This is a genomic window from Cytobacillus gottheilii (genome assembly GCF_900166665.1).
Taxonomy (GTDB): domain Bacteria; phylum Bacillota; class Bacilli; order Bacillales; family Cytobacillaceae; genus Cytobacillus; species Cytobacillus gottheilii_A.
This window is the reverse complement of record NZ_LT800494.1, coordinates 2,480,009-2,500,900: the sequence shown is the minus strand read 5'-3', so window position 1 is coordinate 2,500,900 and position 20,892 is coordinate 2,480,009. Positions and strand designations below refer to the sequence as shown.

Below are 20,892 nucleotides of genomic sequence, written 5' to 3'. Positions count from 1 at the left end.
GTTCATTAAAAAACCTAAATAAGTACGCACTAGCAGTCCAGCTCATTCATGTTTTGGACTGCGTTTTTTTTCAGGATTACCATAAATGTATCGAATATAATAGGAACAAGATGGAGCTATTGCAGAGTGAAAGTACTAAAATGGTATTTTGCTTGTAGAAGCTTTTGTTTAGCATCACGAGGCAGGGATCTAACGTGCTGAGCAGGCGGCTGCACGTTTTTGGAGAGAGGAGAGGAATAAATAAGGGGAGAAATTCCTCTTATTCTCTAAAATATGGCTAAATAAGCAAAAATAATGGGAGAAATTCCGGTTAACACCTCTAAAAATGGCAAAATGGAAGCTATTTTTTAAAATAAGCGTAAAATCTCCACTTATTTTAAAAGAAATGTAAGGATTTTCCGAAATAACCGGAATTGCTCCGTCTATTTTCAAACAGTGCACTTCGACGCAGCATTCTACATGCCTTTTCTATACATGTAAGTGTACAAGCCTGCCTTGGAACCCAATCATTCACTGAAAACACCAATATAAAAAGCAGACTTAATTAGGTCTGCTTCAATCATCCATGATGATAAATACTGTTCTATCAAACTTTAAGTCCAAGTGATGAGAGCATTTGACAGAAGTGTTCTGCATAAATCTTTCGGTTGAAATGTTCTTTTACATATTCAAATCCATTCATGCGAATTTGATCTCGGAGAACGGTGTTGCTCATTAAATCTTTTGCTTCTTTGACAGCTTCAGCAATATTTCCGATTGTATAGTATTTACCTGTAACGTTATGAAAAATCGATGTTCTCACACCATCAGAGTCTGTTGTAAGCACAGGGCAGCAGCAGCTCAAGGCTTCAAGCGGAGAAAATGGCGCACCTTCCACTTTAGATGTCATACAATAAAATCCTCCAGAATCGCCAATTCTCGAAAAATGCTCTTTCATTTCTTGATTTGGTACATTTTCATAGATATGGAGTACGTCTTCTAGATGAAGACGCTTGACCATTTTTTCAAAAGCTTTGCGCTCATCCGGTGTACTTAGGGATGGATCTTCATACATACTCACCTGCAGACTTCTTCCAATCAAGCGATGAAGCTGGGAGGCAATTAATAAGAATTCCCGCCAATTTTTGTTGTCTTCGATCCTGCCAATCCAGGCGATGATTGGACCAGTACTCACTTGCCCGGGAACATATGAAAAATGCTCCGTATCAAAGCAATTATTAAAGCTGAATTGTGGAATTTCCGGGAATATTTCATTCATCAAATCAACAATATGCGGTGTTTTTGGATTTAATAGTCCATCGCAATACTGCCGAACATCGTCCTGATAGCGCAAAAAGAATTCCCTTGCTCTTGTCTTTGGCCCATAGCCTTGAATTTCAATGATTTTTTTTCCTTGAAATCCGAGTGCATCTAAACGCTGCAACGCAGTGAAATCAGATACAATCACCGCTGCATCATAGTTGCCATTATCTAAGATTTCTTTGATTTCGTTGTCGTCGTCTGTGATATATACAGGTGCACCGTGGTCGTTTAAGTAGTGTCTTTTGTTTGTATAATATAAAAATTCGGCTTGTATTCCTTTTTCCTGTAACGCAACACTTCTTTGTCTATTTAAAGTATCAATGCCTCCGCTTGGTACATAAAACATAAACAATATCTTCACAATAACCCTCCTGCTCATTCTCTTCTCCTTTATACGTATGCAAAACGCTCAATTTTGTTTGGACAAATATACTCACTTTTGCAACAAGCCATCATATGATAAAGCACGAACAACTAAAAAGGGAGAAGGAAAGATGCCGGAAATTTCAGTGATTGTCCCATTTTACAATTGTGTTTATATCCAATATGCACTAGACTCACTCATCCGTCAGACTGAACGCGATTTTGAAATTATTCTCGTTGATGACGGATCTACCGCTTATCAGGAGCTGCTGGATCCTTATGAAAAACATATACGCTATTTTAGAAAGGAGAATGGGGGAACAGCTACCGCATTAAATGCCGGAATTCAGCATGCAACCGGAAAATACTTTACATGGCTGAGCTCAGATGATTTATACAGTCCAACAAAGCTTTCCAAACAAAAAGAATTCATGGAACATAAACAGGCTCCGATTTCTTACACGTCAGCAGGTTTGATTGGCGAAGCACATACCTTGCAAAAAGATCTGTTTCAAAAACAATTTAATAATGAAATGCAGTTTCTAAAAGAATTGAACCAGCGCTGCATTATTCATGGAAATGCAGTGATGATGGATATGGATGTCTTTTCAAAGATTGGGGTATTTAACGAGCAGTTCCGCTATACACATGACTATGAAATGTGGCTTAGAGCTGCGCTTCACTATCCTTTTGCTTTTCTAAACGAAACCCTCGTATATTACCGGATACATGAAAAAATGGGCACAAATCAGCATAAAGAAGAGATTATTCAGGAGTTAAAAAAGCTTCGTTGGGAGTATAAGGAGAAGTATCGCATGAAATTAAGCAGCCTATCAAAAGCATGTGATACGAAAAGACCGCTTTGAACCCTAATCCTTGTTCAAAACGGTCATTTTTTTCTTACAGAATCATTTCAGATTGCACATAATGATATAACAGTTTCGCTGTATTTTCGATTGACTTTTCATGGGTACGCTCGAAGGCATGTGAAGAATCAATTCCAGGACCAATCAGGCCGTGTACGATATCGTGGCCTGATCGGATAGCAGCTGATGCGTCTGATCCGTAAAAAGGATAAATATCTAGCTTGTAGCCAATGTTATTTTCCTGTGCAAGCTTAACCAGGTTTTTGCGAAGCTCATAATGATATGGACCGCTTGCATCTTTCACACAGATGGAGACCGTGTATTCATCTGTTGATTGGCCATCACCCATCGCGCCCATATCCACAGCAAGATATTCAGCTGTTTCAGGGGTAATGTTTGAATTGCCGCCATAGCCGATTTCTTCATTATTGGAAATGAGAAAATGAGTTGTGTATGGGAGATCCATTTTTTCAGTTTGAATATGTTTTATAAGCTGAAGCAAAATGGCCACACTTGCCTTATCATCAAGGTGTCTAGATTTAATATAGCCTGAATCAGTCGTTTGCACGCGCGGATCAAAGGAAACAAAATCCCCAACTTCAATGCCTAATGCACGGACCTGCTCTGCAGTATGTACTTCCTCGTCAATACGGACTTCCATATTATCCTGATTTCTTTCTGCTTTCCCCGCATCTTTATATACATGCACAGATGTTTGGTGCATCAGGATTGTTCCGGTATATTTTTTGCCTGAAGAGGTTTCTATTTCGCAATATTCACCTTCAATGGAGTTGTAGCGAAACCCGCCGATCAGATCCAGCTTCAAACGGCCGCTTGGCTTAATTTCCTTCACAATTGCACCAAGTGTATCAACATGTGCTGTCAGCATGCGGTGATTTTGATCGTCCTTGCCAGGGAGCGTTGCAATTAAACCGCCTTTGCGATTCCTTTTTGTTTCAACCTTCAGCTCTTGTAAAAATTTTTCAACAAACCCAATAACCTCATTTGTATTGCCTGATGGACTTGGGATGGATACTAAGTCTACTAAAGTAGAAATCGTATCTTTTACATTTGGATATGTCATAACAAATCTCCTCTCAAAAACATTCTACACTTCATTATAAAGGAGAAAAGTGAAACTTGAAATGGTTAGGGACTCAAAGTATTTTTGATTAAGGCTCTTTTCTGAGCATTGTTGTTTTAATAATTTTTTATAGAGGCGTTATAGTCATATATCTGTTGATTGGAACGGAAGAGTGCGAGACTCCTGCGGGACGAGTGGGAAGGTGAGACCCCGCAGGAGCTTGCGACGAGGAGGCTCACCACCCGCCCCGCCGGAAAGCGAGTACTCTGAAGTGGAAATCCCTTGTATATTTGTTTAAAGCAACAAAGATATTTCATTCCCAGCAAATCAAGAACAGAAAAAAAGAGCCAGTTGCCCAGCTCTTCTGTCTATAGCTATTTGTTGATGAGTGCTTTTACAGCAAGGTAGAGCAATGCGATGGAGAATACGATAATCGCAATCCCGCCAACAATTCCAAAAAATTGTGCAATACCTGCAGTGATGACTGCTGAAGTTGGAAGATTGGTTAATGCAAAGCCAGCTAAAATCGCCGCCAAATACAAAAGGGCCAATTGATACATGTAATCGCCTCCTTCCCCTACAACATGTATATGTCAAGAAGAGAGAAGGCGATTGGACAGGAGCCCTTATATGTGCAGGTTATCTGGCGGCTTTAAACATTATCTTTTTACACCTTGCCACTTTTGCAGCAGATGTTCAAATTTTGGATAAAAGAATTGCACAACAAAGCCTAATGTTAAGGTAACGACAATGGTACCGATCCCAATTGCGCCTCTAAAAAGAATTGCTAAAAGTAGAGCAAAGCTTTCGCTTAATATTCTGGAATTGCGAAGATTAAAACCAAATCTCGTTTGAATGGCTACCATTAAAGTATCCATTGGACTTGCTGGGAACTTCGCCTGCAAATAGATCGAAACGCCAATTCCTGTCACAGCAATTCCAGCAAGGAGGACGACCCATTTCAAAAGGGTGGTTGCTGGAAGCAGCTGTTCAAAAGCAATCAGAAGCCAAAAGTCAATCATTATTCCAATGACTAAAATGGATAAGGCTGCAAGCACCTCAGGTTTTTTCTTCATTAAAAAGGCATTCAGAAAAATGAGGACAATTCCATTTATAAAAACACAAGTCCCTACAGTGATCTCAAAAAGATTTGACTGTCCCACAGCAAGAGCGTCCCATGCAGAAGCACCAAGCTGGGATTTAATGATGAGCGAAACGCCCATTGTTAATAGGATCAGACCGATTACATAAAAAATAAAGCGAACTTTCATTGAAGCTTAATCCCCTTGTCAGTGTTTTATAGTGTAAGCGTTAATATTACCATCATTACAGGTTGTCTGCGATTTTTTTTAATAGTAAAGAATATCTGACAAATCAAGATGGCTTCTTCTATCTATAAGCCTCCATATGCAGCTGTGCGGCATGACGAAGAGAATAGTCTCTGATGACGGCTTCTCTTAGCAGCTGGCCTTCCATTAGATTTGTTTTTCGAAGGTCTAATAAGCTTTGGATGATTTTGTCCTTGCTGGTTGGCTGCACAGCAAAGTGATCGCCAAAATGAGCATATTTTGCTTCTTCCCAATTCTCAGCAGTAACTGTGCCAAAATAGCCTTTATTGCCTGCTGCAATCACTCTTTTTTCACACAGCATTGCCTCCAATGCTGTTCGCCCAGTACCGATTATACAATCGCTTATGCCATAGTATGCCCGTAAGTCTGTTTGACTTCCTATGGTTGTGATAAAAGTTTCTTTTCTATTGAGATTATAAAATCGCGCCGTATCGGCTATTTGCGTGCTCCTTTTTCCTTCACCAGCGATCACTAAATGAAGATCGGGCATGGTTGTATTTTTCAGCTGATTGACAGCTTGTATGAGCTGCATGCAAATGTCAGCCTTTATCCACTCTAGGCGACTAGCATAAAAAACGACAAAATGATCTACCGAAATAGAATGCAGTGCCTTAATTAAATCTGAATCATCGTGATAAAATTCTGTTTCATCAACGCCATTAAGGATTAGGAGTAGTTTTTCGGGATATTGAATTTTTAGCTGGGCATACACGTACGGACTTACCGCGATTAGTTTTTCCGCATATTGTGCAATACGATTTAATTCGTGATTGTGAGAATAAAGTCCATGTACAGTGTAAATAAAGCGAAGACCGAGCGCAGCTGAAATTCTGGCTGCCATCATACCAGAGTATACTTGATGAGCATGAATCATCGTAATGCCTTCTGCCAGAATAATATCTTTTAGTTTCTTTTCTATTTTGTGTTTTTGACCTGGAGTTGGAGTAAATGTAGCCGGAAAGTCTGTTGGATAAAATGGAATACCATGCTCAATGAGAGCTGTCTGTTTCGTTCCTTCTCTGCCAGCTACTACAATATGAAATCCTCTGTCCTTTAATGCTTTAGAAAGACTGATGACATGAGTGACGGTCCCATTCGCTCCAAGATGGTCGACTACCATTAATATCTTATTCATCTTAAAATCACCTCTTACAACAGTAATATTCATAAATAGTGATGTAGTAGACGTGTTATTTTGTCTTGTAGTGAAATTGTGTAAAAAAGGCGATTTACATAGGAGACTCGTCCATTCTTTTTTTACAATCCTTCATACACTGATATAGACAAAAGAAGAAGGGAGTGCATTATATAATGCGTATTGATTTAAGAGATATCACTGCGATTCCTGGCCGCTTTGGATTGGGGTTCGTAACTGATTTATTAAATTCTTTGTTGGGAGTGTCTTCATCTCCTGGCAGAAGACCTCACCATCATTGGCATGAAAGCAGTGATGAAGCACCAAGCTATGATAGAGGGCCAGGACGACCACCAGCAGGACCTCCATCAGGATTCCCAGGGTTCCCTGGATCCCCAGGATTCCCAGGGTTTCCTCCAGAAAGCCCATCAGACCCAATAGATCCGCCTACAGATAACCCTGGCATTGATGATGAGCTAGAGGGATTAGTTGGCAGACAGGTGCTAGTAAACACAATGGGCGGGCAAGTTTCCGGAGTGCTAGCAGTTGCTCGACCAGACTATCTCGTTTTAAACAATGGCACAGATTTTCTTTTAGTACCGACTGCTAGAATGCAAGGCATAGTAACAGTTGATTAAGGAGGGAGAATAATGTTTAGTACAAGTTTCATTGAACAGTTGTCACGTTATGCAGGAAGAGAAGTAGAAATTGTGACAGGAGAATACGGCTACTATGTAGGTGTTCTAATCGAAGTGGTGTCTGACGAATTTGTTAGAATTACTGAAGTAATTCCTGGGTACGAAACTGCGGCTGCTACGCGCCAATCGCTAGTTCCTGTTGATGCAATTGCGTTTGTACGCGTATCTTCCCTATCTGCATAAGCATGTAAGTTTCATTCGTATAATCAGTTTGATGTTAAAACCCTCGTTTCGATAAACGGGGGTTTTAACATTTATTTTCATATAAATATCATCATATTCTCGTTGATTGTGATTTGATCATGATGAGCAGAGGGAGTTCCTCAGAAGGTTCAGCGACCTTTTTCCACGAAAGCGAGTACCATGGATTAACACACATTAATCTGTTAAAAGTAATTGTAAATGAGCACTGATACATCACTCTTAATAATTCTCTTTTTTTATTGTTTGTGCTATATTAAATTCATATTTCTTTCGAGCAGGGAATTAAATGCAGAAAGAATCTGTTGTTCATTAAGCTTGCCCAGACGGCAAGTTTTCTTTATGACTTTCTTTAGTAAGCAGCATATGAATACTTCTAAAATGAAGTAATAGGTAAAAATGTCTCGTAAGTCTTGAGGTGAAATTCATGAAAACATATTTTAAACAAGGCAGCTTATCTTTTTTCTTTTGTGTGGCTATTTTATTATGGCTAAAAACGTATGCGGCCTATTTAATCGAATTCCGGCTTGGCATTGAAAATGGGTTACAGCAATTTTTGCTCTTTTTAAATCCTTTAAGCTCAAGTTTATTTTTCTTAGGAATAGCACTGTTCTTTAAAGGGAAAATTCAAAAAATGCTTCTATTGGTTACGCAGCTGCTGATGTCCATTCTGCTGTATGCCAATGTGGTATATTACCGCTTTTTTGATGATTTTATCACCATACCTGTGATCATGCAGACAAAAACGAATGCCGGACAACTAGGCAATAGTGCGTTTTCATTAATGACTCCGTATGATATTTTCTATTTTGCAGATAGTATCTTTTTAATTCTGTTTTTAGTAAAAAAGTGGTACAAACCATCTCAGATTTCCAACAGAAAACCTGCCCTAATCATCATGTCAGCAGCCATTGCTTTATTTATGCTGAATTTAGGACTAGCTGAAAAAGACCGGCCTGAGCTTTTATCAAGATCCTTTGACCGCAATTATTTAGTGAAATATTTAGGCACTTATAATTTCTCTATTTACGATGTTGTTCAAAATGTAAAATCAGCTGGGCAGCGCGCCATGGCGGATACAAACGATATTACTGAAGTTGAAAACTATATTAAAGCCAATAAAGCTGCACCTAATCCAGACTATTTCGGTGCTGCTGAAGGAAAAAATGTGATTTATGTATCGATGGAATCACTGCAGACCTTCCTTATTGATTATGAGTTAAATGGGGAAGAAGTGACTCCATTTCTAAATTCTCTTGTTGATACTGGGGAAGCTTTTTATTTTGATCATATCTACAACCAGACAGGTCAAGGGAAAACATCTGATGCTGAGTTTATAATGGATAATGCTCTTTACCCAATGGCTCAGGGAGCTGTTTATGTAAATAAAGCTCAAAATACGTTTCAGTCGGCACCAGCGATTTTGAAAGCAAACGGATATACGTCTGCTGTCTTTCATGGAAATTATAAAACGTTTTGGAACCGTAATGAAATGTATAAAAGTATGGGCATCGATCGCTTTTATGATGCTGAATACTATAGTATGAATGAAGAAGATACGAAAAATTATGGACTGAAGGATAAACCATTCTTTAAAGAGTCAATGCCAATGCTTGAAGAACTTCCGCAGCCGTTTTATACAAGATTTATTACACTATCCAATCATTTTCCATTTGAAATGGATGAAGGGGACACCGATTTTCCCGCAGCAGAAACAGATGATAAGATTGTCAATCAGTATTTTCAATCTGCTCACTATATGGATGCGGCATTAGAACAGTTTTTTCAAGACTTAAAAACGTCTGGTTTATATGACGATACAGTCGTAGTCTTATATGGCGATCATTATGGCATTTCCGAAAACCACAATGAAGCAATGACAGAAATCATTGGAAAAGAAGTGACTCCATTTGAGTATGCGCAGCTGCAGAGAGTACCGGTGTTCATTCATGTTCCTGGTGTGGAGGGTGGCCTGATTCAATCGTATGGCGGACAGCTGGATATTCGTGCAACGGTTCTGCACCTTTTAGGCATCAGCACGAAGGAATATTTAGACTTTGGATCTGATTTGTTATCGGAGGAGCATAATGAAATCATTCCATTGCGAAACGGAGATTTTGTCTCACCAGACGTCACGATGATTGGCGAAAAAATGTATGATAGCCAGTCAGGTGAATTAGTGGAGGAAGCAGGCTTATATGCACATTTAGCAGAAAAAGCGCGCAAGGAGCTAGAAATGTCGGATCAGCTGCTATACAAAGATCTGCTGCGTTTTTATAAACCAGCAGGCTTTAAGCCCATTAACAGGGAAGACTATCAGTATGTAAAGGAAGAGGATTAGAAAAGCTAAGAACAGGGTATGAATCGAAGAAGAAAGAGATTGTCCGAATGAACAAGGAGGAAGCGAAATGAGTGAATGCAATATAGATCATAATGTTGAAGATGTAAAAGGAAAACTGCATCAGCAAAAACATCATCTTCCAGAAGGCATGCCGGAAAGACTTCTGCAATTCTTGGAACAAGATCATACACAGGAAATCTTAAATGAAATTTTTCACCTCTTGAAAAAATACGATCTCGCTGATGAAGAAGAAAAAACAGCGAGAAACAAACGTTTTCAGATATTATTAGCGAATTTGTAGGAACTGGGATAAAACGAAATTAATCTTTTAATACACGAATATTCAATATCTTGATTTGGTTATTTAAACAAGTCCGTTCCATTGCGCTGCAGACCCTCGCTTTCCGTGGGGAGGAAGCTGAGCCTCCTCGTCACTGTCGCTCCTGCGGGGTCTCACCCTTTCCTCTATTGCCCACAGGAGTCGAGGGTCCTCCGCTCCATTTCACTATGGTAATAAAATTATTTTATAATCATATAAAGGCTGTTTTCGCATTGACTGTTGCTTTCTTGACCAATTAATAAAAGGTTGATATAAGACGGTCTCAGGAGACATACAAATATGTGGATAGACATCTAATGATATGACTAACACACCGTTTTTCAGGTTCTCGTTATCCTGAGAAGTGGGTAAAATACATCAAATGATGGTCGAAGGATATACACCTCCAAAAATCGCTGAACGATTAAAGATTCACCTGTCCACTGCATTTTATTGAAGACATAAAATCTTGAATGCGTTAGGAAGCAACGGGCTTAATCAATTGCAAGGCATCGTTGAAAGTGACGAGACATTCTTTCGTGAGTCAATGAAAGGTCGGGAAATTACTCATAGGAAGGCAAAGAAATGTGGAGAAAAAGATGAAAAAAGAATAATTTCTAATCTCAAAATCGCTGTTGTTGTAGCTCAAGACCGAAACGGTAGTGTTATTGCCCGTAAAGTTGGAACAGGACATGTGAAAGGAAATTGATGTTGTGATTGGTGAATATATTCACCCGTCTGCTTTGCTATGCACTGATATAGCTTCAAATTACATGAAGTTTGCAAAAAACAAGAAATTGCAACACGAAACAGTGAATGAACGCCAAAAACAACGTGTAAAGAAAGGGATTTTTCATATCCAACACGTTAACAACTTTCACCATCGTTTAAAAGATTGGATGGAACGGTTCCAGGGTGTGGCTACTATTACTTGGATAACTACATCTACTGGTTTCGTTGGCTTCAAATAGGGAAGAACTTAGCATTTGAAAATCAAGTGGACCAAATGCTTATTTCAGCGTGTCGAAATTCTGTTATTACAACTGTTGAAATGATAAGGAGAGCATAATTAAAGACTTCTATTTGAGGTCTTGTTCAGATATTTTTTCGCCTGTAAGTATCTCAAAAAGTTCTGCTGACTTATTGTTGTCTAACTGAACATATTTACTTTCAGCATCAATAACGAGTTCTACTTTATCTTTATTTGGACTAATCCAAAGTTTATATAGCACCGCTTTTGCTTCTATATCAGGATTTTTAAATTGAAAAGCAAATCTGTAATCAGCAGGACGTGCCATTTCTACCTTTGCTGTCTCCCAATCAATATTATTGATTATCTCCCTGACCTTTTGAACTTGTTGATTCTTAGTAATTATTTTGAAGTCTTCATAATTATTTTCATCACCAATACGCTTATGAACTTCAATGTTTTGTTCTTGGTTTGAACATCCAGCTATAAAAAGCGAAATTATTCCTATAAAGGCTATTAAATACTTAAATTTTTTCAAGGCATTTCCCCCTTTTAAATTATAAGACGAAAAGTGCTGGGAAAAGTTTTAAATTTCTCTCTTTAATCTCTAAAAACAACAATCTTTACGAAAACAACCTATATAAAAAACCGGATGATTAGAAAGATGACTTCCTAACCATTCGGTTCTATGGGTGTCTTAAATACTTATGTCCCATCCCTGTTTATAGCAAGCCAAAGAAATCAGTTAAATATAAGCTTACACACAACAAGACAATAAGGGATAGTTGGCTGATTGTAGCTAGGTATTGCTTTGGATGAGGTGCATGTTTCTTCTCCATTATGGCTCTTGCTATTTCAGCGGATATAACTAATAAGAATAAGATCGTCCATGGTTCTAAGTACCAAATTCGATCATCAAAGCTTCTTACACTATGTATGATAAAGCCTAATATGATACCCGCAATGCCCACGCCGCGAATGGTCCAGTCTATTTTTCTGTGAGTCTCATTGACATAAGCAGATCTCCAAAACAAGTTTCGTTTCTCAATTTTAAACGATTTCCTCATGATCATTTCTAATACCATCATGAATGCAATAAAGGCTACAAGAAAAAGTGCTATTTTTAGAAGAAAAACGCCATCTAGTCCGTACATAAAAGACCTCCACTCGTACATTTTTTATGTTTTAACAGGTATTAAACAGTTCTTCCTAATTATACCATGGTAAAATGAAGTTAAGTGACCTAAATAGTAAAATTTCCATCACACAAATGGTGCTTTCGATTAAAAATATATGAAGATGATTCTTTTTATGTTAAGATGGTTGAGGTGTGATCTAACAATAAAGAAAACGTTTTCAAAGAAACTGAGATTTATTCATTCACAATACTATATATCTATATAATCATACATCCAGATTTAATTAATTGCCATGCACAATAACTGTTGAACATAAATCTTCACAGGATAATATATGATGATAAGCGTGTACAAAAAAGTGCGGTACAGTTGAGGAGGGTATTAACATGAAATACAGATCAGCGTTTGATATAATCGGTCCGGTCATGATCGGTCCTTCCAGTTCCCATACAGCCGGAGCAGCAAGAATTGGCCGGGTGGCGCGAACTTTATTTGCTAGACAGCCAAAAAAAGCAGAGATTCTGCTTTATGGCTCTTTTGCGAAAACCTATAAGGGACATGGAACGGATGTAGCGATTGTAGGCGGAATTTTAGACTTTGATACATTTGATGAACGAATTCCCACATCGCTTCAACTAGCAGAGGAAGCAGGGATGGAGGTCACTTTTTCCGTTGAAGAAGCGGTTCCAGAGCACCCCAATACTGTACGGATTAAATTGTCTGACGATGAAAAGGATTTAGAGCTGGTTGGGATTTCAATCGGCGGAGGTACTATTGAAATAACAGAGCTGAACAGCTTCAAGCTTAAGCTATCTGGTGAACATCCGGCGATCCTGGTTGTGCATAACGACCAGTTTGGTGTTATTTCTGCGGTAACCCATATTTTAGCACAGCATGAAATTAATATTGGTCATATGGAAGTTTCCCGCAAAGAAAAAGGGAAAATGGCTTTAATGGTTATTGAGGTTGATCAAAAAATCGCTCAGGATCTAATTGAGGATATTGAAAAGCTGCACAATGTGACACAGGTTATTCGGATGGTTGAATAGATACACAAGGCGATCATGAAGGAGGAATTACATCATGTTATTTAAAAACGTAGCCGAGCTGGTTGAACTTGCAGAAAAAGAAGGAGTTAAAACAGCTGAAATTATGATCCGGCAGGAGATTGAAGTAACGGGGCTAACTCGTGAAGAGATTATCGCTAAAATGGATCGAAACTTAACGGTGATGGAGCAAGCGGTTGAGAGAGGGTTAAACGGTGTTACGTCAGTTTCCGGTTTAACGGGAGGAGATGCTGTGCTCCTCCAAAAATATCTCAAGTCAGGCAAAGCATTATCTGGGCATACCCTTTTAGATGCGGTCAGCAAGGCGGTTGCAACGAACGAAGTAAATGCAGCCATGGGCACAATCTGTGCTACGCCGACTGCAGGTTCAGCCGGCGTTGTGCCAGGTACTCTTTTTGCTGTAAAAGAAGTGTTAAATCCTACAAGATTGGAAATGATTGAATACTTATTTACATCAGCTGCGTTCGGATTTGTTGTAGCGAATAACGCATCGATCTCTGGTGCTGCTGGAGGATGTCAGGCTGAAGTTGGCTCAGCGAGCGGCATGGCGGCAGCATCGATCGTTGAAATGGCTGGCGGTTCGCCTAAGCAAGCGGCTGAAGCAATGGCCATCACATTAAAAAATATGCTCGGTCTTGTATGTGATCCTGTTGCAGGATTAGTTGAAGTTCCATGTGTCAAACGTAATGCGATGGGAGCGTCCAATGCCATGACAGCTGCTGATATGGCGTTAGCTGGCATCACGAGCCGGATTCCATGTGATGAAGTAATCGGTGCCATGTTCCTAATCGGCCAATCCATGCCATCTGCCCTAAGAGAAACAGCAGAAGGCGGGCTGGCAGCGACACCAACAGGCAAAAGACTAGAAGCAGAAATCTTTGGAAAGAAACAATAGTTTTACTTTAGAGGCTGGGATATAAGTATTTAACACACTCATAGAATCGAATGGTAAGGAAGTTATCTTTCTAATCATTCGGTTTTTTTATTTGTTTAACATTTAATATTTCTAAACATGTGTGAAATGGAGCGCAGGTGGAACGGGCTTGTGTAAACACGTAAACCTTGAAAATGAACATTCGTGTTTTATAAATATTAATTTCGTTTTGTCCAGCCTCTTTTTTATAGTCATTTTTTAACAAAATGATGTGAAAATTATGATAATAATGTTATATTATTCAAATAAGATTGAAAAGACAAGTGAGGAAGATAAAATGATCACTTATCCAGAGTTCCATAAAAATGGGCGAATTTGCATCACAGCACCGTCCTCCGGCGTGCCGGAATCGATGCATCAGCTGCTGCGCCAAGCAATTCAAAAAATGCAGAATAAAGGTTATGCTATTCAAGCTGGCGAAACGAGCTGGACGCAAAAAAAAGCCAAATCAGCAGAAGCAAAAAAGCGGGCCCATGAGCTAAACACCATGCTGAACGATCCATCTATTCAGCTTATTTTTCCTCCATGGGGCGGTGAGCTGCTGTTAGAAATAATTGATCTGATCGATTATGAAAGCATCAAGCCCAAATGGATCCTAGGCTATTCTGATATAAGCTTGCTTCTATTTGTTATAACGCTAAAAACAGGAATGGCCACAGCTCATGGCACAAATTTAATTGATCTGCGCGGTACACTGACAGATGATGTGACAGCAAAGTGGGAAGAAGTTCTGTTAACCAAAAGAGGAGAAAGGATTGACCAAGTCTCTTCTCAGCACTATCAGAAAAGCTGGCAGCATGAGAATCCTAGTCCAGCTGTCTTTCACTTAACAGAAAAGACAGAATGGAAAACGCTAGAAGAGCATGAAGAGCTCACACTAAAAGGGCGATTGCTTGGAGGCTGTATTGACGTGATTAGACATGTTATTGGTACTCCATACGGAGATATTCGCTCATTTCAGAATAACGATTTAAAGAACGAAAGAATACTTTGGTACTTTGAAAATTGTGAAATGACTACAACTGACTTACGAAGAACCTTTATTCAAATGAAGCTTGCCGGCTGGTTTGAACATGCTGCAGGCATAGTTTTTGGCAGGAGCAGTGCCAATGAGACTGTTGATGGGTACAGGATTGAAGATTTTTATAAAGATCTGAAAGAGGATGTTTCCTTGCCCATTTTCTATGATGTTGACTGTGGACATGTTCCGCCTCAAATGACCTTTGTGAATGGAGCAAAAGCGGAGATTACGATTAAAAATGGAAAAGGAAAGCTGTCTCAATCATTTGTTTAATACCTGATTAACCATTACACGAAGAGCAGCGTAAATGAGTTTAGAATAAAAGGGGGGGGACTCCGTTTCTTGGAAAAATGCTAGTTTATTGTTGAGTGGAATAGGCATCTCTTACTTAGGAAATTGGATTTATTTGATTGCTTTAAATATAGCCATCATTGATTTAACAGGCTCTCCAGCAGCTGTTGCAGGAATTTATATGATACGTCCAATTGCCATCCTCTTGACAAATACTTGGGCAGGCAGTGTCATTGACCGAGTCAACAAACGGAGATTAATGGCTGCAGTCGATTTTATTCGCGGTGCCTTTGTATTCCTTCTGCCATTTATGCAAGATTTATGGGCCATTTATGCCGTATTGCTTCTTATACATATCGCCGGCTCTTTTTTTGGACCTAGTTCAACTGTGTACATAACGAAACTGATTCCGTCCCAACAGAGAAAGCGCTTCAATTCCTTGCTGAGTATGATGAACTCAGGAGCATTTATTCTCGGGCCAGCATTAGGCGGTCTGCTGATCTGGCAATTTGGCACAGATGTTTGTATGTATCTGAATGCTGCCACATTTGTCATCTGCGGACTATTCATCATGCTGCTTCCTGACTTGGACGAGCAAAAGAGTTCACATAAAGGAAGCTTTAAATGGAAAACACTTAAGCGTGACTGGGGAATGGTAAGCCGCTTTGTGAAGGGCGCAGCATTTTTTGTCATTGTGTATGTTTTATATCAATCAGCTACATTAATTGGCTACGCATTAGATGCGCAGGAATCCATTTTTATTATCGAAATCTTAGATTTATCTGTTCAGGAATATGGCTGGATTGTAAGTGTGACTGGCATTGGATCGATAATCGGAGCCATTTTGGCAGCCTTTCTGGCACATCTATTAAGCTTAAAGTTTTATCTAGGTGCCGGAGTTCTGCTTTCTTCCATCTGCTATTTATTGTTTTATTCATCCAATGGTTTCACAACAGCTCTGCTTGCATTTGTCTTTTTAGGCTTTTTTATGGCCTTTGCTCATGCAGGATATGCCACTTTCTTTCAGAATAGCGTGCCGGTTAGAATCATGGGAAGAGTTTCGAGTATGGCTGAATTCGTTCAAGGCTTGCTGCAGATCATACTGACACTCATACTGGGGTTAGGGGCTGGCTGGTTTTCCCTGCAAACTGCCTGTCTCGTCTTTAGTGTTATCGCCGTAACCTTGTCAGTGATTTTGTTTATGTTCGTTGTGCTTCCATCTAAGAAACACTATTTTCTTGAAGGGCAAGTAAAGGCAACAGATCTCTGAACAAGAAGGAGCTATGGATTACATTTTCTTTTCATTATTATCGTTTGTATCTGTTTTAAAACAATAATAAAAAAGGACACACCAGCCAAGGAATAGGATCCCAACAACGCTCACGATGAAATAAATGGTATTAATGATATGTTCATAAATCCAGGACCACATAATTTACACTCCGCTCATTGAAGAAGTTATTGGTATTTTCTCCAATGAGCGGTATTTTATCCTGCGTTTTTACAAGCTATTATCTTTGTTCGTTTTTTAAATAAATCGTTTTTTTCTATTTTCCGCGAAACAATCATCCTATTTGCTTCGTCCGTTTTTATATAGGATTTTTTTAATAAAGGGCTGTTTTTGCCATTATTGTGGCTATGAACTGAAAGAGTAGAAGGTTAGAATAGAGCCTAAATAAAAGAAGGTGTAATTATGAAGATTAGAGAACTGTCCAAAAAAGAAAATGCTCCACTGGATTTGCTTCTGCTCGCAGATCCATCTGAAGAAATGGTTTTAACCTATTTACATAGAGGATCTTGCTTTCTAGCGGAAATAGATGATGAGATAATGGGGGAATATGTGCTCCTTGAAACAGGTCCGCAAACAGCTGAAATTGTCAATATCGCCGTTGCAGCAGAACAGCAAGGCAAGGGGATCGGAAAAAAATTAGTAACCCATGCTATTTCGAAGGCAAAAGAACTAGGCTATCATCATTTAGAAATCGGTACAGGCAATTCCAGTATTCATCAGCTTTTACTCTACCAAAAGTGCGGTTTCAGAATAAATAGAATTGAACATAACTACTTTATAAATCATTACAAAGAAGAAATTATTGAGAATGGCATTCGCTGCAGTGATAAAATTGTGCTGGCAATGGAACTTAAGGAGCTGTTATGACATTTTTTATTAAGTTGAACACAGTTAGTTTTTTCTATGGTTTTATTTTTTTTCTTACAACAGAACTCTTTATTAATGTCTATCGTGTAGGAAGAATCACAGGAATTGATTTAGATACTGTGCAATTATTCATCGTGATTATCAATGTGCTTCTCTTTTGCTTAGTGGGTTTTGGTGCTTACATTTTTCATCGCAGCTATTGGAAAGGCTCCAGCAAGCATAAAAAATGGAGCATGTTTCTTTGGTTTCCGTATTACTTCATCATGTCCTATAGCTTTCGCAGTTTGTTTCCATTAGGTCCGGGGGAAACAATGTTTCCTATATTCGGATTAGTGATCATAGCGGGGATGCTATTTTATCCTTTTTTTATCCGTCTAATCCAGGTAAGTGCAGAAAGTAGAACGTCAGTTTAGGATCATCAGCAATCAAAATAAATTTATCTTTAATTCGAGATAAATTTATTGCCAACTTGCTCGTTTTTAGGTAGGATAAATATAGTGCATTTTACCTAAATTCGGAGGGACCTTATGACTATATTTGATTATAAAGTAAAAACAGCAAGCGGTTTAACAACTAGCTTGGAAAAATATAAAGGCAAAGTTTTATTAATCGTAAATACAGCCACAAAATGCTCTTTTACACCTCAATTAACGGACCTGCAAAAGCTGCAGGAAAAATACGGGGAACAAGGATTGCAAATCCTCGCTTTTCCTTCCAATCAATTTGCGGATCAAGAGCCTTTAAAGGATGGAGAAATTGCTGAGTTTTGTGCATTAAAACATGGAGTTAACTTTCCCATTTTCAAAAAGATTGACGTCCGAGACGAGGATGCTCATCCATTATTTGTCTATCTTTCTGAACAAAAGCCATTTGATGGGTTTAATTTGAATCACCCAGTTTCTAAATTGCTGATGTCCATTTTAAATGGCCGCTATCCTCATTATTTACATGGAGATTCTATCAAATGGAATTTTACAAAATTCCTAATTGATCGAGAGGGCAATGTGATCGAAAGGTTTGAATCCACTGCTGAACCGTACGAAATGGAACCTGTGATCGAAGCTTTATTAGAAGAAGGAATATAAGATATGGAAAAAGAGCGGTTAGATGCCGTTCTTTTTTTATGGGAAGAAATATCCAGTAAAAGATGCGAAATTAGTCTCTATATTGCCATAATTTAAATGTTATAGACACTTACTTTTCTATAATGATAAACTGAATAAGTATTTTTAATGATCATGTTTTAGCAGAGGAGATAAGAACTTGAAGATTACATCATCGATCAAAGCAAGATTATTAACTACTATTTTGATGGTTGCCATTATTCCTATCATTCTTATAAGTGGTTTTTTAGTATGGAAAACAAATCAAGGTTTTAACACGGTCCTTGAAAACAATCAGACTGCAATGAAAGAAACGATTACAGCCCAGTTTGATCAAGCTGCTGATGAATTGCTGCAACTGACAGAATTATATGCTGAAAACAATGAAATAAAAGAAGCCTTCCTGAGCGGAGATTCTGAAATGGTGAAAGAGACCGTTGCTCCCATTTTCAGCAGATTGCGTTCTGAGCATGGCTTAGATGTTTTTGAATTAGGAGATGCTTCCGGAATTGTTCAGCATCGTGGACATAATCCAGAAAAATCCGGTGATGACAAAAGTGATTTGCTTGCCATTCAGCATGCACTAAATAAAGACCATTCAGCTGGCTTTGAATTTGGAAGCAGCGGCTTGGCTGTTCGTGCGTTTGTTCCTATTGTTGATGGTGGAAAAGTTGTGGGAACGCTGCAAACTGGAATTAGCGGCAAAGCGATCGAACATATTACTAATTCTATGAAAGGTATTACTTTAAATTTATTGGACCAAGACGGAAACATTGCTGCCAGTTCAATGGAAAACCATACTGAAGCAAGCAGTTCTATAAATGATGAGATCCTGGCTAAGGTATTGGCACAGCAGGAAGTAGTCTACGAAAATGAAAAAAATCTAGAATTATTTGTGCCCATTCTTGACCCTACAGGCACTACTGTCATAGGTGCAATGGAAGTGATTCAGGACATACAGGCAGTTAAACAGATCAATAATGAAATTCTGTTCTTTTTACTGCTCATTGGTGTTAGCTCTGTTATTGTTGTGATCATTGTTTCCATGCTTCTCAGCAGCAGTTTCTCCAAGCCTATTCAGCAGATCAAAGAAATGATGCAGCAATTGGCAAACGGAAACTTAATGAATACGTATCAAGGAAAAGCAAGAAAAGACGAATTTGGTTTGTTAATACAGGATATTTTAGAAACACAAACCAAAATGAAGGAAATGATTCAGGGTATCCAAGATCTCTCCTCTGTTGTCAAACGAGAGTCTATCGAAATGAAACATGCTTGCGCTGAGATGATGGAAGGCACAGAGGCCGTAGCTGTGACCATGCAGCATCTATCTTCTGGATCAGAACAGCAGGCCGATCGGACTGTATCCATTTCTGAACAGATGGCTGTGTTTGATGAGAGCATCACAGCGACGGATCATGAAGGAAAGGTCATTCTTACATCTGCTGCAGAAGTGAATGGGATTACGAAAAATGGAAAAAAATTAATGACTCAATCGATCGAACAGATGTCAGCGATTCATTCAATGATGGAGAGTGCAGTTGAAAAAGTGCAAGGATTGGATCAGCAATCAAAAGAGATCAATATGCTCGTAGAAGTGATTCGCGGTATTGCAGATCAAACGAACCTACTGGCACTGAATGCAGCAATTGAAGCTGCACGAGCGGGGGAACATGGGAAAGGTTTTGCAGTGGTGGCAGATGAAGTACGAAAGCTGGCAGAACAAGTTTCATCATCTATTACAGAAATTACAAACATTGTCGATCGCATTCAACTGGAATCTCAAGCCGTTTCTAGGTCACTATCAGAAGGCTTTGAACAGGTAGAAAAAGGCTCAAATGATTTATCGAAAACAGATCAGGCATTTGAAACAATCTATCAATCTATGCTGAATATGGTCAATCGAACAGAAACCATTTCAAACCATTTAACACATATTTCTTCTAATAGTACAGCTATGAAGCAATCACTTGAACAGGTAGCTTCCATCTCAGAAGAATCTGCTGCAGGAATCGAGGAGACATCTGCGTCTGTTCAGCAGACAAGTGCGTCAATACAGCAGATAACAACTAAAGCGCATGATCTTGAACGGAAAGCAGCGGAATTAGAAACACTCGGAAAAGCATTTAAATTTTAGGTTTTTTTCGGAGTGAATGTTATTTTGATCATCACTTTTTAGTGGGCATGTATGTTGAGATGAGATGAAAGAGTGCGTGGGGCTAAGTATCTGTCCCTCTGGAAAGTGAGTAACCTGAATAGCGAGTTTTTGTATATGTAAGTGCAGCAAAAAGCTTGTTAAAACAAAACGAAATTCCTATTTGTAAAACACGAATGTTCATTTTCAAGGTTTACGCGTTTACACAAGTCTGTTCCACCTGCACTCCAGACCCTCGCTTTCCATGGGGAGGAAGCTGAGCCTCCTCGGAGCAAAGCTCCTGCGGGGTCTCACCCTTTCCTCTATTGCCCATAGGAGTCGAGGGTCCTCCGCTCCATTTCACTCATGTTTAGAAATATTAAATGTTAAACAAATAAAAAACCGAATGATTAGAAA

Annotated in this window: 20 protein-coding genes and 1 pseudogene; 14 read left to right on the top strand and 7 right to left on the bottom strand. The window is 38.9% G+C overall.

Going from position 1 to position 20,892, the window contains the following annotated elements; genetic code table 11:
• Positions 1–586: 586 nt before the first annotated feature.
• On the bottom strand, positions 587–1,663 hold the full coding sequence (locus B7E07_RS12330; protein ID WP_080846145.1) for a glycosyltransferase family 4 protein: 1,077 nt from the start codon (positions 1,661–1,663) through the stop codon (positions 587–589).
• A 133-nt stretch (positions 1,664–1,796) separates the two neighbouring features.
• On the opposite strand from B7E07_RS12330, the gene B7E07_RS12325 reads away from it, so the two are divergent.
• Positions 1,797–2,531 carry a glycosyltransferase family 2 protein gene (locus tag B7E07_RS12325; RefSeq protein WP_176215191.1) on the top strand — a complete coding sequence of 245 codons (735 nt, stop codon included), beginning with the start codon at positions 1,797–1,799 and terminating at the stop codon, positions 2,529–2,531.
• Between the two features lie 34 nt (positions 2,532–2,565).
• Here B7E07_RS12325 and B7E07_RS12320 read toward each other — a convergent pair whose 3' ends face one another.
• The 4 genes from B7E07_RS12320 to B7E07_RS12305 all read right to left on the bottom strand — a co-directional run bounded on the left by B7E07_RS12320 (position 2,566) and on the right by B7E07_RS12305 (position 6,099).
• Positions 2,566–3,615 carry a M42 family metallopeptidase gene (locus B7E07_RS12320; RefSeq protein WP_080846143.1) on the bottom strand — a complete coding sequence of 350 codons (1,050 nt, stop codon included), beginning with the start codon at positions 3,613–3,615 and terminating at the stop codon, positions 2,566–2,568.
• Between the two features lie 374 nt (positions 3,616–3,989).
• Complete coding sequence (locus tag B7E07_RS12315; RefSeq protein ID WP_066445754.1) at positions 3,990–4,175, bottom strand: hypothetical protein; 186 nt, start codon at positions 4,173–4,175, stop codon at positions 3,990–3,992.
• Between the two features lie 99 nt (positions 4,176–4,274).
• On the bottom strand, positions 4,275–4,886 hold the full coding sequence (locus B7E07_RS12310) for a YczE/YyaS/YitT family protein (RefSeq protein ID WP_080846142.1): 612 nt from the start codon (positions 4,884–4,886) through the stop codon (positions 4,275–4,277).
• Positions 4,887–5,004: 118 nt separating this feature from the next.
• Complete coding sequence (locus tag B7E07_RS12305; protein ID WP_176215190.1) at positions 5,005–6,099, bottom strand: glycosyltransferase; 1,095 nt, start codon at positions 6,097–6,099, stop codon at positions 5,005–5,007.
• Between the two features lie 176 nt (positions 6,100–6,275).
• Between B7E07_RS12305 and B7E07_RS12300 the strand changes: the two genes are divergently transcribed.
• The 5 genes and pseudogenes from B7E07_RS12300 to B7E07_RS23340 form a co-directional block, all read left to right on the top strand.
• Positions 6,276–6,737: a DUF2642 domain-containing protein gene (locus tag B7E07_RS12300; protein WP_080846140.1), complete on the top strand. Its 462-nt coding sequence runs from the start codon at positions 6,276–6,278 to the stop codon at positions 6,735–6,737.
• A gap of 12 nt (positions 6,738–6,749) precedes the next feature.
• A complete protein-coding gene (locus B7E07_RS12295) occupies positions 6,750–6,980 on the top strand; it encodes a hypothetical protein (protein WP_080846139.1) in 231 nt (76 codons plus the stop codon).
• Between the two features lie 445 nt (positions 6,981–7,425).
• The gene (locus B7E07_RS12290) at positions 7,426–9,339 is read left to right on the top strand and encodes a lipoteichoic acid synthase (RefSeq protein WP_080846138.1); all 1,914 of its coding nucleotides are present in this window, start codon (positions 7,426–7,428) and stop codon (positions 9,337–9,339) included.
• Positions 9,340–9,406: 67 nt separating this feature from the next.
• Positions 9,407–9,640, top strand: coding sequence for a group-specific protein (locus tag B7E07_RS12285; RefSeq protein ID WP_080846137.1), 234 nt, complete (start codon positions 9,407–9,409; stop codon positions 9,638–9,640).
• A 334-nt stretch (positions 9,641–9,974) separates the two neighbouring features.
• Positions 9,975–10,727 (top strand): annotated as a pseudogene (locus B7E07_RS23340) (IS1595 family transposase); the annotation flags it as partial.
• A gap of 10 nt (positions 10,728–10,737) precedes the next feature.
• On the opposite strand, the gene B7E07_RS12270 reads toward B7E07_RS23340, so the two are convergent.
• Positions 10,738–11,166 (bottom strand): hypothetical protein, encoded by a 429-nt coding sequence (locus B7E07_RS12270; RefSeq protein WP_080846134.1) that lies wholly within the window; start codon positions 11,164–11,166, stop codon positions 10,738–10,740.
• 184 nt (positions 11,167–11,350) lie between these two features.
• Positions 11,351–11,782, bottom strand: coding sequence for a DUF4181 domain-containing protein (locus B7E07_RS12265; protein ID WP_176215189.1), 432 nt, complete (start codon positions 11,780–11,782; stop codon positions 11,351–11,353).
• A 371-nt stretch (positions 11,783–12,153) separates the two neighbouring features.
• Here B7E07_RS12265 and sdaAB point away from each other — a divergent pair, with 371 nt between their 5' ends.
• The 8 genes from sdaAB to B7E07_RS12225 all read left to right on the top strand — a co-directional run bounded on the left by sdaAB (position 12,154) and on the right by B7E07_RS12225 (position 20,478).
• Entirely contained in the window at positions 12,154–12,816 is a 663-nt protein-coding gene (sdaAB, locus tag B7E07_RS12260; protein WP_080846132.1) for an L-serine ammonia-lyase, iron-sulfur-dependent subunit beta, read from the top strand.
• A gap of 34 nt (positions 12,817–12,850) precedes the next feature.
• Positions 12,851–13,729, top strand: coding sequence for an L-serine ammonia-lyase, iron-sulfur-dependent, subunit alpha (gene sdaAA / locus B7E07_RS12255; protein ID WP_080846131.1), 879 nt, complete (start codon positions 12,851–12,853; stop codon positions 13,727–13,729).
• Between the two features lie 316 nt (positions 13,730–14,045).
• Positions 14,046–15,062 (top strand): S66 family peptidase, encoded by a 1,017-nt coding sequence (locus B7E07_RS12250; protein ID WP_080849185.1) that lies wholly within the window; start codon positions 14,046–14,048, stop codon positions 15,060–15,062.
• A 91-nt stretch (positions 15,063–15,153) separates the two neighbouring features.
• On the top strand, positions 15,154–16,350 hold the full coding sequence (locus tag B7E07_RS12245; protein WP_257391444.1) for an MFS transporter: 1,197 nt from the start codon (positions 15,154–15,156) through the stop codon (positions 16,348–16,350).
• Between the two features lie 423 nt (positions 16,351–16,773).
• The gene (locus B7E07_RS12240) at positions 16,774–17,238 is read left to right on the top strand and encodes a GNAT family N-acetyltransferase (RefSeq protein ID WP_080846129.1); all 465 of its coding nucleotides are present in this window, start codon (positions 16,774–16,776) and stop codon (positions 17,236–17,238) included.
• Positions 17,235–17,651: a hypothetical protein gene (locus B7E07_RS12235; RefSeq protein WP_080846128.1), complete on the top strand. Its 417-nt coding sequence runs from the start codon at positions 17,235–17,237 to the stop codon at positions 17,649–17,651. The genes B7E07_RS12240 and B7E07_RS12235 overlap by 4 nt, the downstream gene beginning before the upstream one ends.
• Before the next feature lie 114 nt (positions 17,652–17,765).
• A complete protein-coding gene (locus tag B7E07_RS12230) occupies positions 17,766–18,323 on the top strand; it encodes a glutathione peroxidase (RefSeq protein WP_080846127.1) in 558 nt (185 codons plus the stop codon).
• Between the two features lie 178 nt (positions 18,324–18,501).
• The gene (locus B7E07_RS12225) at positions 18,502–20,478 is read left to right on the top strand and encodes a methyl-accepting chemotaxis protein (RefSeq protein ID WP_080846126.1); all 1,977 of its coding nucleotides are present in this window, start codon (positions 18,502–18,504) and stop codon (positions 20,476–20,478) included.
• The last annotated feature ends 414 nt before the right edge of the window (positions 20,479–20,892 follow it).

What these genes read in the sequence shown, in the direction of transcription:
- B7E07_RS12325 (WP_176215191.1), top strand. Translation starts at nt 1,797, where the DNA reads ATGCCGGAAATTTCAGTGATTGTCCCATTTTACAATTGTGTTTATATC.
- B7E07_RS12320 (WP_080846143.1), bottom strand. Translation starts at nt 3,615, where the DNA reads ATGACATATCCAAATGTAAAAGATACGATTTCTACTTTAGTAGACTTA.
- B7E07_RS12315 (WP_066445754.1), bottom strand. Translation starts at nt 4,175, where the DNA reads ATGTATCAATTGGCCCTTTTGTATTTGGCGGCGATTTTAGCTGGCTTT.
- B7E07_RS12310 (WP_080846142.1), bottom strand. Translation starts at nt 4,886, where the DNA reads ATGAAAGTTCGCTTTATTTTTTATGTAATCGGTCTGATCCTATTAACA.
- B7E07_RS12305 (WP_176215190.1), bottom strand. Translation starts at nt 6,099, where the DNA reads ATGAATAAGATATTAATGGTAGTCGACCATCTTGGAGCGAATGGGACC.
- B7E07_RS12300 (WP_080846140.1), top strand. Translation starts at nt 6,276, where the DNA reads ATGCGTATTGATTTAAGAGATATCACTGCGATTCCTGGCCGCTTTGGA.
- B7E07_RS12295 (WP_080846139.1), top strand. Translation starts at nt 6,750, where the DNA reads ATGTTTAGTACAAGTTTCATTGAACAGTTGTCACGTTATGCAGGAAGA.
- B7E07_RS12290 (WP_080846138.1), top strand. Translation starts at nt 7,426, where the DNA reads ATGAAAACATATTTTAAACAAGGCAGCTTATCTTTTTTCTTTTGTGTG.
- B7E07_RS12285 (WP_080846137.1), top strand. Translation starts at nt 9,407, where the DNA reads ATGAGTGAATGCAATATAGATCATAATGTTGAAGATGTAAAAGGAAAA.
- B7E07_RS12265 (WP_176215189.1), bottom strand. Translation starts at nt 11,782, where the DNA reads ATGTACGGACTAGATGGCGTTTTTCTTCTAAAAATAGCACTTTTTCTT.
- sdaAB (WP_080846132.1), top strand. Translation starts at nt 12,154, where the DNA reads ATGAAATACAGATCAGCGTTTGATATAATCGGTCCGGTCATGATCGGT.
- sdaAA (WP_080846131.1), top strand. Translation starts at nt 12,851, where the DNA reads ATGTTATTTAAAAACGTAGCCGAGCTGGTTGAACTTGCAGAAAAAGAA.
- B7E07_RS12250 (WP_080849185.1), top strand. Translation starts at nt 14,046, where the DNA reads ATGATCACTTATCCAGAGTTCCATAAAAATGGGCGAATTTGCATCACA.
- B7E07_RS12240 (WP_080846129.1), top strand. Translation starts at nt 16,774, where the DNA reads ATGAAGATTAGAGAACTGTCCAAAAAAGAAAATGCTCCACTGGATTTG.
- B7E07_RS12235 (WP_080846128.1), top strand. Translation starts at nt 17,235, where the DNA reads ATGACATTTTTTATTAAGTTGAACACAGTTAGTTTTTTCTATGGTTTT.
- B7E07_RS12230 (WP_080846127.1), top strand. Translation starts at nt 17,766, where the DNA reads ATGACTATATTTGATTATAAAGTAAAAACAGCAAGCGGTTTAACAACT.